The 14,382-nt window shown below is 32.8% G+C and carries 16 protein-coding genes and 1 pseudogene; 13 read left to right on the top strand and 4 right to left on the bottom strand.

Annotated features, from left to right (window positions below):
- The first annotated feature begins 19 nt into the window (after positions 1-19).
- The 4 genes from anmK to MHB70_RS10880 all read left to right on the top strand — a co-directional run bounded on the left by anmK (position 20) and on the right by MHB70_RS10880 (position 4,615).
- Positions 20-1,174, top strand: a complete 1,155-nt coding sequence (anmK, locus tag MHB70_RS10865) for an anhydro-N-acetylmuramic acid kinase AnmK (RefSeq protein ID WP_000274948.1) — start codon at positions 20-22, stop codon at positions 1,172-1,174.
- Positions 1,175-1,189: 15 nt separating this feature from the next.
- Positions 1,190-2,089, top strand: coding sequence for a BadF/BadG/BcrA/BcrD ATPase family protein (locus tag MHB70_RS10870; RefSeq protein ID WP_000876608.1), 900 nt, complete (start codon positions 1,190-1,192; stop codon positions 2,087-2,089).
- A 138-nt stretch (positions 2,090-2,227) separates the two neighbouring features.
- Positions 2,228-2,776 carry a glycerol-3-phosphate 1-O-acyltransferase PlsY gene (gene plsY, locus MHB70_RS10875; protein ID WP_000610842.1) on the top strand — a complete coding sequence of 183 codons (549 nt, stop codon included), beginning with the start codon at positions 2,228-2,230 and terminating at the stop codon, positions 2,774-2,776.
- Positions 2,777-3,019: 243 nt separating this feature from the next.
- Complete coding sequence (locus tag MHB70_RS10880; RefSeq protein WP_061530062.1) at positions 3,020-4,615, top strand: aminotransferase class V-fold PLP-dependent enzyme; 1,596 nt, start codon at positions 3,020-3,022, stop codon at positions 4,613-4,615.
- A gap of 104 nt (positions 4,616-4,719) precedes the next feature.
- Here the strand turns inward: MHB70_RS10880 and MHB70_RS10885 are convergent, their stop codons facing one another.
- A complete protein-coding gene (locus MHB70_RS10885) occupies positions 4,720-4,857 on the bottom strand; it encodes a DUF3956 domain-containing protein (RefSeq protein ID WP_000443202.1) in 138 nt (45 codons plus the stop codon).
- Positions 4,858-5,191: 334 nt separating this feature from the next.
- Between MHB70_RS10885 and MHB70_RS10890 the strand changes: the two genes are divergently transcribed.
- Positions 5,192-5,404 (top strand): hypothetical protein, encoded by a 213-nt coding sequence (locus MHB70_RS10890; RefSeq protein WP_000416118.1) that lies wholly within the window; start codon positions 5,192-5,194, stop codon positions 5,402-5,404.
- 248 nt (positions 5,405-5,652) lie between these two features.
- On the opposite strand, the gene MHB70_RS10895 is transcribed toward MHB70_RS10890, so the two are convergent.
- Positions 5,653-5,982, bottom strand: a complete 330-nt coding sequence (locus tag MHB70_RS10895; RefSeq protein ID WP_000415068.1) for a YkvA family protein — start codon at positions 5,980-5,982, stop codon at positions 5,653-5,655.
- Positions 5,983-6,186: 204 nt separating this feature from the next.
- On the opposite strand from MHB70_RS10895, the pseudogene MHB70_RS10900 reads away from it, so the two are divergent.
- From MHB70_RS10900 to MHB70_RS10910, 3 genes and pseudogenes are all read left to right on the top strand, one after another.
- Positions 6,187-6,448 (top strand): annotated as a pseudogene (locus tag MHB70_RS10900) (hypothetical protein); the annotation flags it as partial.
- Positions 6,438-6,578, top strand: a complete 141-nt coding sequence (locus MHB70_RS10905) for a hypothetical protein (RefSeq protein ID WP_000534382.1) — start codon at positions 6,438-6,440, stop codon at positions 6,576-6,578. The pseudogene MHB70_RS10900 and the gene MHB70_RS10905, both read left to right, overlap by 11 nt.
- A complete protein-coding gene (locus MHB70_RS10910) occupies positions 6,575-7,261 on the top strand; it encodes an MBL fold metallo-hydrolase (RefSeq protein ID WP_000691129.1) in 687 nt (228 codons plus the stop codon). Before MHB70_RS10905 ends, MHB70_RS10910 begins: the two co-directional genes overlap by 4 nt.
- Positions 7,262-7,307: 46 nt before the next feature.
- On the opposite strand, the gene MHB70_RS10915 is transcribed toward MHB70_RS10910, so the two are convergent.
- Positions 7,308-8,099 carry a hypothetical protein gene (locus MHB70_RS10915; RefSeq protein WP_073990678.1) on the bottom strand — a complete coding sequence of 264 codons (792 nt, stop codon included), beginning with the start codon at positions 8,097-8,099 and terminating at the stop codon, positions 7,308-7,310.
- A gap of 29 nt (positions 8,100-8,128) precedes the next feature.
- Here MHB70_RS10915 and MHB70_RS10920 point away from each other — a divergent pair, with 29 nt between their 5' ends.
- The 5 genes from MHB70_RS10920 (at position 8,129) to MHB70_RS10940 (ending at position 12,487) form a co-directional block, all read left to right on the top strand.
- The gene (locus MHB70_RS10920) at positions 8,129-8,398 is read left to right on the top strand and encodes a hypothetical protein (protein ID WP_000054889.1); all 270 of its coding nucleotides are present in this window, start codon (positions 8,129-8,131) and stop codon (positions 8,396-8,398) included.
- Between the two features lie 73 nt (positions 8,399-8,471).
- Positions 8,472-9,824, top strand: coding sequence for a DEAD/DEAH box helicase (locus tag MHB70_RS10925; RefSeq protein ID WP_002038674.1), 1,353 nt, complete (start codon positions 8,472-8,474; stop codon positions 9,822-9,824).
- 302 nt (positions 9,825-10,126) lie between these two features.
- Positions 10,127-10,837 (top strand): class I SAM-dependent methyltransferase, encoded by a 711-nt coding sequence (locus MHB70_RS10930; protein WP_061530061.1) that lies wholly within the window; start codon positions 10,127-10,129, stop codon positions 10,835-10,837.
- A 118-nt stretch (positions 10,838-10,955) separates the two neighbouring features.
- Positions 10,956-11,363: a VOC family protein gene (locus tag MHB70_RS10935; RefSeq protein WP_000072494.1), complete on the top strand. Its 408-nt coding sequence runs from the start codon at positions 10,956-10,958 to the stop codon at positions 11,361-11,363.
- A 341-nt stretch (positions 11,364-11,704) separates the two neighbouring features.
- Entirely contained in the window at positions 11,705-12,487 is a 783-nt protein-coding gene (locus MHB70_RS10940) for a class I SAM-dependent methyltransferase (RefSeq protein ID WP_000381781.1), read from the top strand.
- 180 nt (positions 12,488-12,667) lie between these two features.
- Here MHB70_RS10940 and MHB70_RS10945 read toward each other — a convergent pair whose 3' ends face one another.
- Positions 12,668-14,344 (bottom strand): alpha-keto acid decarboxylase family protein, encoded by a 1,677-nt coding sequence (locus MHB70_RS10945; RefSeq protein ID WP_000857157.1) that lies wholly within the window; start codon positions 14,342-14,344, stop codon positions 12,668-12,670.
- Positions 14,345-14,382: the final 38 nt, after the last annotated feature.

A 14,382-nucleotide genomic window follows, 5' to 3' on the forward strand; every position in this document is an offset into this window, starting at 1 on the left:
AATAGGGGGCATGCATAGTATGTATATTGCAGGGATAATGTCCGGTACATCGTTAGACGGAATAGATGTAGCGCTCGTTCATATTGAAGGAAACGGTGTAGATTCTAAAGTTGAACTCATTCATTTTACTACTGTTCCATTTTGTAAGGATATAAAAAATGAGATACAGCAGGCTTTATCAATTGATACATCTAATGTTCAATTGATATGCAGTTTGAACTTTAAGCTTGGTTTATGTTTTGCTAATGCTGTAAAGGAAGTTTGTAAAAAGGCTAATTTGTCATTGGAACGATTAGATTTAATAGGTTCTCACGGACAAACGATTTATCATCAGCCAAAACAAGAAGGCAATTTTATTTCTTCGACATTACAAATTGGAGAACCAGCAGTTATAGCATATGAAACGGAAACAACAGTAATCTCTAATTTTCGAACGATGGATATGGCAGCAGGAGGACAAGGCGCACCACTTGTACCATATTCAGAGATTATTTTATACCAGCATCAAACTAAAAATAGGATACTGCAAAATATTGGTGGGATTGGTAATGTTACAGTCATACCAAGTAAACGAAGTAATAAAAGTGTTATTGCTTTTGATACTGGTCCAGGAAATATGGTAATTGATGAAGTGTGTCAAAGATTATTTCATTTACCATATGATCGAAAGGGTGAAATTGCAAAACAGGGGGTAGTTGTAGATGAAATATTAACATACTGTATGAACCATCCATTCTTAAAAATGAAACCACCAAAATCAACAGGTAGAGAACAATTTGGAAAAGAGTTTGTGAGTGAATTATTAAAGCGATTTGAAAAGTATAGTAAAGAAAGTATATTGACGACTGTCACGATGTTTACAGCAAGTTCAATTGTTCAGCATTATAAGGAGTTTATTTTTCCATTGTATGAAATTGATGAGGTAGTTCTAGGTGGAGGCGGAAGCTATAATGACACACTTGTCGAAATGATACAGAATAAATTAAGAGAAGAAAGATGCAGAATATGTATTCAAGAAGATATTGGGTATTCTTCAGCGGCGAAAGAAGCAATCGCATTTGCAGTTTTAGCAAACGAAACGTACCATCGTAATCCGAGTAATGTGCCGAGTGCTACAGGTGCTAAGGAACCGGTTGTTTTAGGGAATATAACTTTCCATACGACTAGAAGATGAAAGTAGGGCAAGTAAATGAAGTATATGATTGGAGTAGATGGTGGGGGGACGAAGACAGAAGCAATTGCATTTGATCAAGACGGAAATGAGCTTGCGAGAGGTACAAGTGGATTTGGAAATATAGTAATAAATTATGAGAATGCACTCACACATATTATAGATGCGATTAATCAATGTTGGGAACGTTTAATAAATGAGCATTGCGTTTGTATTTGTTTAGGATTAGCAGGTATAAGTGGAGCAAATACAAATGAATTAACAATACGTCTAAAAAAGAAGTACGGAACACAAATTGAAGTTTTTAATGACGCAATGATTGCACATGCAGCTGCTTTAAAAGGGAAGGAAGGAATTTTAACAATTGGCGGTACAGGTGCGATTTGCCTAGGAAAGAAAGGGACAGTATACGAGTATAGCGGTGGATGGGGACATATTTTAGGGGATGAAGGAAGCGGATATTGGATTGCATTACAAGCTTTAAAGAAAATGGCATTACAATTCGATCAAGGAGTTAGCCTTTGTCCATTAAGCTTGAATATTCAAAGGCAGTTTCAACTTTTGACACCGTCTCATATAAAAAGCCTAGTATATACTTCTTCAAAAGATAAAGTTGCAGCAATCGCACCATTAGTTATTCAGGAAGCGAGAAATGGGAATGAGGGTGCACATGAAATTATGATGCAAGCTGGTAAGGAATTAGCGAGAATTACAGTAGATGTTTATAATAAGATGCAATGTAAGTTTTCAACTCCAATTGCAGTAAGTGGTAGCATATTACGTTTAGTTCCTGAAATATATGATGTATTTAAGAAGTGCTGTGAGGAAAGGATTGAAGAACTTACATTTGTATCACAATCAGAAATGGCAGTGAAAGGAACATACTATTTAATGAAGGATTTATATTTTAAAGTGTAAATAGATAAATGAGAATTTTTGTATGATTTGTAAAAATATGATGTTAAAATGTACAAAGGGATGTAGATTAAAAAATGTACAATATACGTAGTAATTGAATAGTGTATATGTATTCCCATGTAGAAAGTGAATGATTACATGATTAATAGTATGCAGTTTTTGTATTTGGTGGCTTCTTATTTATTTGGTAACATCTTGACCGCTTATATAGTAACAAAGTTGAGACATAATGTTGATATTAGGGATGAAGGAAGCGGAAATCCTGGCGCAAGAAATATGGGGCGCGTATATGGAAAATGGTATTTCGTCGCTACATTTTTAGGTGATGCCATTAAAGGTGCAATTGTAGTTTGTATAGCAAAATATCTTTTTGAAGATGCTACATTCGTAATGTTAACATTATTGGTCGTTATTATTGGACATATTTACCCAATGTTGTTTAAAGGTAAGGGCGGAAAGGGCATTTCAACATTTATCGGAGGACTCATCGCATTTGATTATTTGATAGCGCTTACTCTCATAGGTATTTTTATTGTTTTTTATTTAATATTTAAAGGATTTACAAAGCCAGGGTTAATTACAATCGCTTGTTTACCAATTTGTATGGTTTTTTATTCTTACTCTATTGGTACGAATATATTAAGTGTACTTATTATTGTTCTTATTTTATATGTAAATCGAGAATAAAGTGGACCTTTTATCCCGCTATTTGCCGGGCAGTAAGACCCCCACCTCAAAATTCAGCGGAAGCAAAGAAGTTAGGTGGGGGTCGGGCTGCCCGTAAAAGCCCGATTGGTGAAGGTTAATAATCAGTGGGGGATGAACAAAACCCCCACTGATTAAAGTTTCACTTTATAAGTGGGGGTATCTCCACTTATAATTTTTATGAATTAAACAACGAGCAATAAGTAGAGAGAAAGGGGATAGGACATGGGGATAATTTATAAAATTGCTGATCAAGCTTGGGAATTTGAAAGTATACATAAATTGAACTATAAAACATTTGTAGAAGAAATTCCGCAACATGAAGAAACGGAGGAACGTTTTCGTATAGATCGATTTCATGAAGAAAATACATATTTAATTTGTTTAGACGGTGTGAAGTTAGTAGGTATGGTCGCGGTAAGAGGAAAACGCCCATTCTCATTACATAATAAAATCTCAAATTTAGATGTATATTTAAACAAACATGGTGAAAACGTATATGAAATTCGTTTGCTTTCAGTAGAACGTGAATATAGAAATGGTAGAGCGTTCTTAGGATTAATTCGCTTTTTACATCGTTATTTGCTTCTAAATGGATATGAATTGGCACTCATTTCAGCTACAACACGTGAGCTGCCTTTATATGAGCAAATGGGGTTCAAATCTTTCCATACGTTAGTTGGAACAGAAGAAGCAGCTTTTCAGCCAATGTATGTTACACCTACTATGTTCGAAGAATCGAGTGTTGGAGGTATTATGACGAAAGAATTTACGTTTTTACCTGGTCCAGTAGACATGGAAGAGAATGTTCAAAAGGCGTTTTCTACTAAGCCTATTTCGCATCGTTCTAAGTCATTTCAAGTGACAATGGACAATGTAAAGAAACGATTACTTCAAATGACAAAAGCAAAACATGTACAAATTATGTTAGGAACAGGGACGTTAGCGAATGATGCGATTGCTTTACAGATACGTTCTTTAAAAAGTAAAGGGTTAGTTTTAGCGAATGGAGAGTTTGGTAATAGATTAATTGAGCAGGCAAAACGAGCACATTTAAATTTTGATACGTATAAAAAACAAATGGGAGAGTCGTTTAAACAAATCGAATTAGAAAAAATAATTGTAAGTGGAAATTATGAATGGCTTTGGTTTGTTTATCATGAAACATCAACTGGAATGTTAAATAATTTGGACGAGCTAAATGTCTTTTGTAAAAAGTATCATATGAAACTATGTGTAGATTGTATTAGTTCAATTGGAGCAATACCGATAGATTTGAAGGATGTATATTTTGCAAGTGGCGTTAGCGGGAAAGCGATTAAATCATTTACAGGATTATCTTTCGTTTTTCATAATCACAATATAGAGAAAAACGAAGCAATACCTGCGTATATGGACATTGGTATGTATGAAATGAATGACAGCATTCCATATTCACATTCATGGAATTTAATTTACGCACTGCAAGAAGCATTGAAGAAATTTGAGGATGAAACGGCGTTTGTAAAAATAAAAGAGACATATGCTTATATGGAAGAAGCTATTACTAATATGGGTTTAAAGCTTGTTTCACCTAAAGAGCACACCGCGCAAATTATACTCACCATTCAGTTAAATGAAGGGTATTCTTCTAAAACAGTAGGCGATGCATTAGCATTGCAAGGATACATTGTTCATTATGAGTCATCTTATTTGCAAAAAAATAATTGGATCCAAATTGCATGTTTAAATCATTATAAAGAACGTGATAGGAAGAGGATGTTGAATTGTTTGCAGGTGTGTGTTACAGAAAGTCCTTTTAGCGTAAATAATTATTTATAAATTTTATAAAGTTATAATTTACACTTGCTAAGCGAATAGAAGTACATGTATTGACAACAGTCTAAAAGAGAGCGAAAGCCCTCTTTTAAACTTACTTAAATGGACTACTCACAGATTGGAATACCGAGAACTCTCAAAGCTAGTGCTACTTGAAGAGTAATTTCCAATCTAGCAATTTCGATGCCAGCAACTGTGAGTACTAAAAAAGGTTGGCCGTTTACGAACACGATACAACTTTCCATATATACGCCTCCTTTCTAGTAATCTACTACAGTATATGAATAAAACTATAATACGTTATAGTCAGATTCGTGAATTTTATGAAAAATAATAGATTTAAACTATGTTCACGAAATAAATGGGCTCATAGTGTCAATCATATAATAAAAAGCATCTAAAATAAGATGCTTTTTACTATATGTACGTTTTCAGCGTGACAATAAATAAAGCGAATCAATAATCAATAGAGAGGGAAATGTATTGATAAATATTTGTATGAGGTAAACTAAGAAGGTTTTAGAAAAACAAAAAGGAATTTTTATACTTGTAACATAAAAATTCTAGGGGGATGTTAATATGGAAAAAACTATGATGGTAGAAACAACAAACATGATGATGTCTATGGAAAAAATGATGTGTGAAATGAAGTGTATGAAAATGATGATGAATAACATGATGCAAATGGATGTAGAAATGGATAAGGCAATGATGGTAAAAATGAACGAATGTGATGAAATGATGAAGACAACTATGTCTATGATGAAAGCGATGAAAGAGAAATGTTGTTGAAGTAACAAAGTATAGCGTAAAATGATGCGGATTTTGCAAATTTGAATTAGAAAAGAGCCTGTATTAGTTGGTACACTAAAATAGGCTCTTTTTAAAGATTGTTCAAAAATAAATTGATTTGATAAAAAAAGAACTAAAGATTATTTTAGTTCTTTTTTCTGTTTTAACACTGTTCAAATCATTGGATTAAAAGCTATAGAAGATGGATAAGTAGTGAACAAAGACAAGTGAGAGCCTATCTTTCTTCGTTAAATGTGTGCTGAAGTAAACAAGGACTCCATTTTAATTTTACTCTTTTCACGAATTTCAGCGTCTGCATGCCTCATAACGTATTTATGCGCTACAGCAATTGCTAAAACATCATCTAATAAGCCAATCCCGATAATAGCAGCTATATCTGGAATGAAATCGATTGTTAATACGTAATAGGATAAAGCAGCTAATATTATGAGTTTTGCTTTAGTAGGTAACGTTTTCTTTTTCATTGTGTAAAATAAAATAATACTTTCATATACGCTGGATTTTCCAAGGTTTGCGGAGCTTTTTTTGAATTTTTTCCAAAGCGTCTGTTTCTCCATATAAACACTCCTTTTACAAAAACATATATTTTTTAAAAGGATGGACAAAGAAGTGAGGGAATAATCCATTTTATTTTTGTTTCTTAATTTATAATTCCATAAGAATAGGAAATTACCTGTTCAAAATAATATAATGTTTATGATGCAACGACCTACAGTGTTTCATTACATAGTATGGATAATAAAATTTATGTAGTCAAAAATGGTGAGGTTGCTGATATTGTAAGAAAGGCTATTTTTCATGGGCATGGATTTGATCCGGTTCATTGTTTAGGAGAAGAGAACGGCAATACTTATAGGTTAGCTTTAGAATTGGGTGACATTATGTACTATAATCTCTATCACGGCTCATGAGGTGGAATATACGTTAGATGACATCGCTCAAATGAATATATCTAAATTAGCAATAAGATACCCAGACGGATTTAATCGAGAAGCTTGTCGGAAATCTGTTGATGGGAAGTGAGACCAAGTTTGAATTTTGTACAGAAACTAAAGAAGCCCATACTTCAATTCGTGATATGTATAGTAAAATGTATGTGGATGATGCAGTTATTATTAAACATTTAATAAACGGTATGGGGGAAGGGAAATGAAGATAATAGAATTACCAATTGAATTTGAATGTAACGGGCGAAAACAATGGATTTATCCGAGCTTAATTGTATTAAACAATGAATTAACTTTAGTAGATACAGGTTATAAAAATTTTTTACCTTTAATTGAAAATGAAATTTTAAAACATGGATATGAGATGAAAAACTTAAAAAATATAATTATTACTCATTATGATGATGATCATATAGGGTCTTTATACGATTTCAAAGTGAAATATCCTCAACTTCATGTTATTGCTAGTGAAATAGAATCCAACTACATTAATGGTGAAATAAAATCAGAGAGACTAGTTCAAGCTGAAGAAATGTTAGAACATATGCCAATTGAAGAGAAAGAATTTAGTGAATGGTTTATACAACAGTTAAAAAATATAAGACATATTTCTGTCGATGAAAAAGTATATGATGGTCAAATGATTTTGAATGATAAATGTCAAATAGTAGCGACGCCAGGACATACTTCGGGGCATATTTCATTATATTTTCCGGACTTAGACTGTGTAATTACAGGGGATGCGGCCGTTCAAGATAATAATGAATTAGTAATAGCTAATCCAAATTTTTGCTTAGATACAGAAAAAGCGGAAGAATCTTTAAAGAGAATTAAAAACCTTAAAGCAGCAAGTTATTATTGCTATCATGGAGGAAAACTCATTATATAAAATATATAAAAAAACCGATCTTTCTTATATTGAAAAGATCGGTTTTTTAATTCATAGATTCCGCAATTCTTATTAAATCAGTAACATTGTATTTTCTTTTTATGTATAGTTTGTTACCAAGGGCGATTTTATATTGAAAACCGTCCTTCTGAAAGATAAGTTCGTATGCTAAATCAAAATGAGGATTATATACTGCCTTTATATTATGTTTTAAAATGTAAAATTTAGTGCCCTTATGTACATATTGATCTAATTTATGTTGAACTGGTGAAACAGTGATTTTAAAAATCCCATTACTATCTTTATTGTAGTATCGTAGTTCTAAGTAATCGTTATAGATGTACCCTTGAAATTCATGAATTTCGAACGGGAATTTTGTAGGAGTAAGTATATGTTCCTTACACTTCATTTCATATTTTTTTACAATAGTAGCTTCTCTCATTAGAGGATTAGTTCCATCATAAATTTGATTAATTTGAGATATTTTATTGTTTTTTGTTATTATTTCTAAAATGTAACCGATAGTAAATTCATCATCAGTGTCTTTGAAATAGGAAATAAGAATTGTAGTATCCTCTTTTGGAGATGGTATTATTTTAATTTCATGAATAGGTTTTTCCTTTTGGAATGTAGGTAGTTCAATCCCTTCTGTTACATATGACCGCATAAATTTTTTATCATTTTGGAGTAAAGCTTGTTTAAATTCACTTATCACATTTGTTTGAGATTTCGCCATAATAATTGAGGTCGATTGAAAATATAGTAAGAACAATATACAAAATATCTTTATGAATGTATTGGTCAATTTTATCACCTTGTAACTATGTTTCCTTAACATTGAAATATATATGTATAGGAGGGGAAAAGATGAGTTTATTGCTTGATGTAATAATGGCTATAATTACATTTTATCCTCGAAATGATATGAAATTAAAACATCATATTGCAAAGTTAAGTGAATTCGAGTGGTTTCGAAAGCTACACGAAGATACAAAGTATACAAGACTAATTTGGAGTAATAGAAAAATTAAAATGTTCATTTTGTCTACTACTAACATGGAAGCATTAATAAATTCCGAGACAAAACAAAAAGAATTTGTCCACCTAGTACATGATGAATATAAAAAAAGAAGGTAAGAATTTTTTTATTTTTCATATTTGGCGAAACAAATGGTACAATGAAAGCTAATGTGAAAAATAAGGAAAAGAAGTGGTCTATTTGAAAAACTTTTTAGAATTAGGAATTAGTGAAACTTTTAATCATACATTACGTGAAAATGGAATTACGGAAGCAACACCAATTCAGGAAAAAGCAATTCCTGTTATTATGTCAGGTAAAGATATTATTGGGCAAGCGAAAACAGGAACGGGTAAAACATTAGCATTTGTCTTACCGATTTTAGAAAAAATCGATCCAGAGTCTAGTGATGTTCAGGCTTTAATTGTTGCACCAACAAGGGAACTAGCATTGCAAATTACAACTGAAATTAAAAAAATGCTTGTTCAAAGAGAAGATATTAATGTACTAGCGATTTATGGCGGGCAAGATGTAGCACAACAATTGAGAAAGTTAAAAGGTAATACACATATTGTTGTAGCAACACCAGGACGATTATTAGATCATATACGACGTGAAACAATTGATCTAAGTAATCTTTCAACGATTGTACTAGATGAAGCGGATCAAATGCTTTATTTCGGTTTCTTATATGATATTGAAGATATTTTAGATGAGACACCTGGTAGCAAACAAACGATGTTATTCTCAGCAACGATGCCAAAAGATATTAAAAAATTGGCGAAACGTTATATGGATGAGCCGCAAATGATTCAAGTACAAAGTGAAGAAGTAACGGTAGATACAATTGAACAGCGTGTCATTGAGACGACAGATCGTGCAAAGCCAGATGCACTTCGTTTTGTTATGGATCGTGATCAGCCATTTTTAGCAGTTATTTTCTGTCGTACAAAGGTTAGAGCAAGTAAGTTGTATGATAATTTAAAAGGACTAGGTTATAATTGTGCTGAACTTCATGGTGATATACCTCAAGCGAAACGTGAAAGAGTCATGAAGAGTTTCCGCGAAGCTAAAATTCAGTACTTAATCGCAACGGATGTAGCAGCTCGTGGACTTGATGTAGATGGTGTAACGCACGTATTTAACTATGATATCCCTGAAGATGTAGAAAGTTATATTCACCGCATTGGCCGAACAGGACGTGCAGGTGGATCAGGTCTTGCAATTACGTTCGTTGCAGCGAAAGATGAAAAACATTTAGAAGAAATTGAAAAAACGCTTGGTGCACCAATACAAAGAGAAATAATCGAACAACCGAAGATAAAACGTGTAGATGAAAATGGAAAACCGGTACCAAAGCCGGCTCCAAAGAAATCAGGTCAAAATCGTCAAAGAGATAGCCGTGAAGGTTCAAGACGTGATTCGAGAAATAGCTCAAGAAGTGATTCGAGAAATGGTTCGAGAAATGAAAATAATCAATCATTTAATAAGCCAAGCAATAAGAAAAGTAGTACAAATCAAGGTCAGAAAAGACGTGGGCGTTAAAATATGAAGTGGTAATTGGGATGAAGAGATATATTGTTTGTTAATAGAGAAATCGATATATAATAAAAAAATCCTGATACAATTATGAATGCAGAAGGAGTCACAAAAATTTGTGGCTCTTTTTGTATTTTAAGATTAGGTTGGTATGCATTTGCTCAATGCGAGTAAAGTTGATAATTTCATTTACCGTATTTAAAGTGAATTGAAAAATAAAGAAAGAATAAAATGTGGAGTTTCATTTGTCTGAATGTTCAGGAGGTTATATAATGATTTTCTGACTATTAAAATATGGAGGAGTGCAAATGAAAAATGAAACGTTACACACACAAGAAGACATTTTAAAAATGCTTGATTCATTATTAAGACCTGCAGAACCATTTTGGAATGAATTTTATGCCAATAGAGAAAAGGATGTTCCGTTTTTTGAAAATATTCCAGATGAGAATCTAGTTTCGTATATACAAAAAGAGAGAGTTTCAAAAGGGAAAGTATTAGAACTTGGATGTGGTCCAGGTAGAAATGCCATTTATTTAGCGAATGAAGGATTTGATGTTACAGCAGTGGATTTATCTGCAGAAGGCATTCAGTGGGCAAAAGAGAGGGCGTTGGCAAAAGGGGTACAAATTCACTTCATTTGTGATTCAATTTTCAATTTAGAGATTCAAAATGAATTTGATTTTATATATGATTCTGGTTGCCTTCATCATATTCCACCACATAGAAGAATGAATTATATAGAGTTAATTGATAGATATTTAAAATCAGGTGGTTATTTCGGATTAACATGTTTTGCAGCAGGTGATTTGGATGAACGAAATGGATCAGAAATAACAGATTGGGACGTATATAGAGGTTGGAGTTTACAAGGTGGTCTTGCATATTCTGAAGAAAAATTGAGAGAGATATTTAAAGAGTTTAAAGTAATTGAAATTAGGAAGATGAAACAAATGAAACAACCGAATGATATGTTTGGGGAATCATTTCTTTGGACAGCATTGTTTAAGAAGAAATGAAAATTAAATAATTGACAAATTTACCGTTTTTATAGACAATACATTTATAAGAATGTACGTTCGGTTTTGTTGAACGATGTATGTTTTGCATAAATACATAACAAGGGGCTGTCTCTATATGAGTAACACAAATCAAAAAATTACTACATTTTTAATGTTTGAAGGAAAAGCTGAAGAAGCGATGAATTTTTACACATCCCTATTTGATCAATCAGAAATTGTAAGTATCTCTCGCTACGATGAAAATGGACCTGGTAAAGAGGGAACTGTAATTCATGCAACTTTTACGCTAAACGGACAAGAGTTCATGTGTATTGATAGTTATGTAAATCATAATTTTACATTCACTCCAGCTATGTCTCTTTATGTAACTTGTGAGACAGAAGAAGAAATTGAAACGGTCTTTCATAAACTAGCGCAGGATGGAGCAATTCTTATGCCTTTAGGTGCCTATCCATTTAGTAAAAAGTTTGGTTGGTTAAATGATAAGTATGGTGTATCTTGGCAGTTAACGCTTGCTGAATAAAAAAGAAGCATCGCTTATTTGTATAATGTGTTTAGTTAAGAGTTTGAAAAATTAAATAACTTTAAAAAGCGTTCCAACTGTCAACAGGTTTGGAACGCTTTTTTGTTGGTATATCATTTTTGGGGAATTGTTAATTAATATCGCTTATTTTAAATGAATTGAATAGTTGTCTAATTTCATGTTTATTTAGAATGTTTTTATATTTACGGTCGATTATTTGTTAAGATAAATATATACAACTAAGTATTTACTATCTGGTAGGTTAATAAAAAAAGAAATGTATAAATAGTTAATAATCTTACAATTAAATTGCAACTAGGTAGTTAGGAGGAAAAATCGCAATGGATACTACACAACAAAACAGTAATGCATGGGATAAGAAGGTGGAAGAAGGTTCTAGATACACGCAGCCTGTAAGTAGCGAGATTATTGAGAAAAGCAAATCAGGTGAATGGGAGATTACAGTCACTACGGAAAAATCAGTTCCTAGAGAGTGGTTTCCAAAGTCATTAGATGGATTAAAGATACTTTGCTTAGCATCAGGTGGCGGACAACAAGCACCAGTTCTAGCTGCTGCTGGAGCAGATGTAACAGTTACTGATATATCTAAGAAGCAATTGGAACAAGATGAAAAGGTAGCAAAACGGGATGGTTTAACTTTAAAAACCGTACAAGGAGATATGTCAGACCTTGGTGATTTTGAGGATGAATATTTTGATATTGTCGTAAATCCTGTCTCTAATTTGTTTGTAAAAGATGTTCATCTTGTATGGAATGAAGTTTCTAGGGTTTTAAAGAATAAAGGTATTCTTATTGCTGGATTTACAAATCCGTTACTATGGATTTTTGATGATAACCAAGAACAAAAAGGTATTCTTGATGTTAAACATTCAATTCCTTCATCAACATTGGATTATTTACCAGAGGATGAAGTTCAAGATTACATCGATTTAAATCAAACAATAGAATATGCACATACTTTAGAAAACCAAATCCAAGGTCAAATTGAAGCTGGTTTTGTTATAGTGGGTTTTTATGAGGATGATTTTGGTGGAACAAGGATATTAGATAAGCATATTAAAACCTTTATTGCCACTAAAGCTATAAAGTTAAAGGTTGATTAAAAATTTTAGCTTGTTACACAGGGTGTTAGTCGAAGAAGGGATTTATAAATAGTAAAAGTTCAATATACAAGGAAAAGGATGGCACTTACGATCCTTTTCCTTGTATATTTTGAGTGGCAAAACAAGTTTTACAACTTGTAGCTGAACCCGTTATGATTTTTGTAGCGACGCTTTTTCTTTTTAAGAATTTTGGATGCCGAATCTTTTTCTAAGTTTAGCTAACAATTCAGGCTGATCCCCTTGGCTCATTACAACTTCAATAAAGATAAGTCGATTCATATTAAAACTTATTTTATTTAAGACTTCTGCTAACTCTATTTCATTTTCTACTTTAAATGTGAGACTTTTTTCTTCTGATCCGAATACATTTGGCAGTTTATTATAATCCCACATTTGTATGTCATTATATGGTTGGTCTCGTCCATGAATCGCTCGTTCAACAGTATATCCGTTGTTATTAATTAAAAATATGATTGGTTTTAAATTATGACGTAACATAGTGGATAATTCTTGAACAGTTAACTGGAAAGAACCATCACCAATAATTAAAATGTTACGCCGTGTTACATTAGCGAGTTGTGTTCCTAATAGAGCGGGAAGTGTATATCCGATAGATCCCCATAATGGTTGTCCTACAAATGAAGCGTTATTAGGTAAAGGGATAGCGGCACTACCGAAGTATGGTGTTCCTTGCTCTGCAATTAAGACGTCGTTTTCTTGTAAGAAGTGGTACAATTGTTGCCAAAAACGTTGTTGTGTAACGATTTGTGCTTTTGGATTGAACTCTTTAGTAATAGATGATGATTCTGAAATAAATGGCTTAATTTCAAACGTTTCTTCATTACGATGCTTGATTGAATTACTTAAATATTGTAATACGTCTTTCATTACAACCGGTCCGTATTTTTTATCTATAATTTTCACAGTATAGGGATGGATTTCTATAACTTGTTCTTTCGTAAAACCTTGTGTAAAGCCACCGGTAATAGTATCAGTTAATTTCACACCGATACTAATGATACAGTCAGATTCATCAACTCTTTTTCGCAAGTATGGAGGACTAACATCGCCAGTGTAAATTCCTATAAATTGAGGATGTTTTTCTGGGAATATGCCCTTGCCCATACTTAGTGAAGCGATAGGGAAGCCAGTTTTTTCTACGAGTTGATGTAAATCTTCTTCAGCATAAAAACGATTCACTTCAAAATCAGCTAATATAACCGGTTTTTTGGCGCTATTTATTTTTGAAATGGCATGTAGAAGCATTTTATCTAATGCGTCTTTATTACTTACTATGGGATGATTTAAGATTGGTTCCGTAGGTTTATTAATTGGTTTATTATATACATCGATCGGTAAATTAATATGGACTGGACGTTTTTCATTCCAACATGCACGGAGTACACGGTCAATTTCCTCAGCGGCATGCTCAGGGATTAAAGTTGTTTGTGCTATAGTAATTTCTCGATACATATTGGAAAAGTGATCGAACTTTCCATCACCTAATGTATGATGAACGAGTTCTCCATTTTCCATTACAGTTGTTGTTGGTGTACCGGTAATTTTTATAACTGGTACGTTTTCGGCATATGAGCCGGCAATGCCGTTTATGGCGCTCAATTCCCCCACACCAAAAGTGGTAATAAGAGCAGCAACACCTTTTATGCGAGCATATCCATCTGCTGCATATGCCGCATTTAATTCATTACAGTTGCCAATCCACTCTAAATTTTTATGTGCAATCACATCATCTAAAAAGGCAAGATTATAATCACCAGGAACACCAAATATATGCTCAATTCCTAATTCGTATAATCGATCTAATAAATATGTACTTACAGTATATTGCGTTTTCAAGAGAATCATCTCCTAATTATTTTAGTTCGTGTAGCGAA

Source organism: Bacillus sp. FSL M7-1020, from assembly GCF_038050415.1.
In the GTDB taxonomy this organism is placed as follows: Bacteria; Bacillota; Bacilli; order Bacillales; family Bacillaceae_G; genus Bacillus_A; species Bacillus_A toyonensis.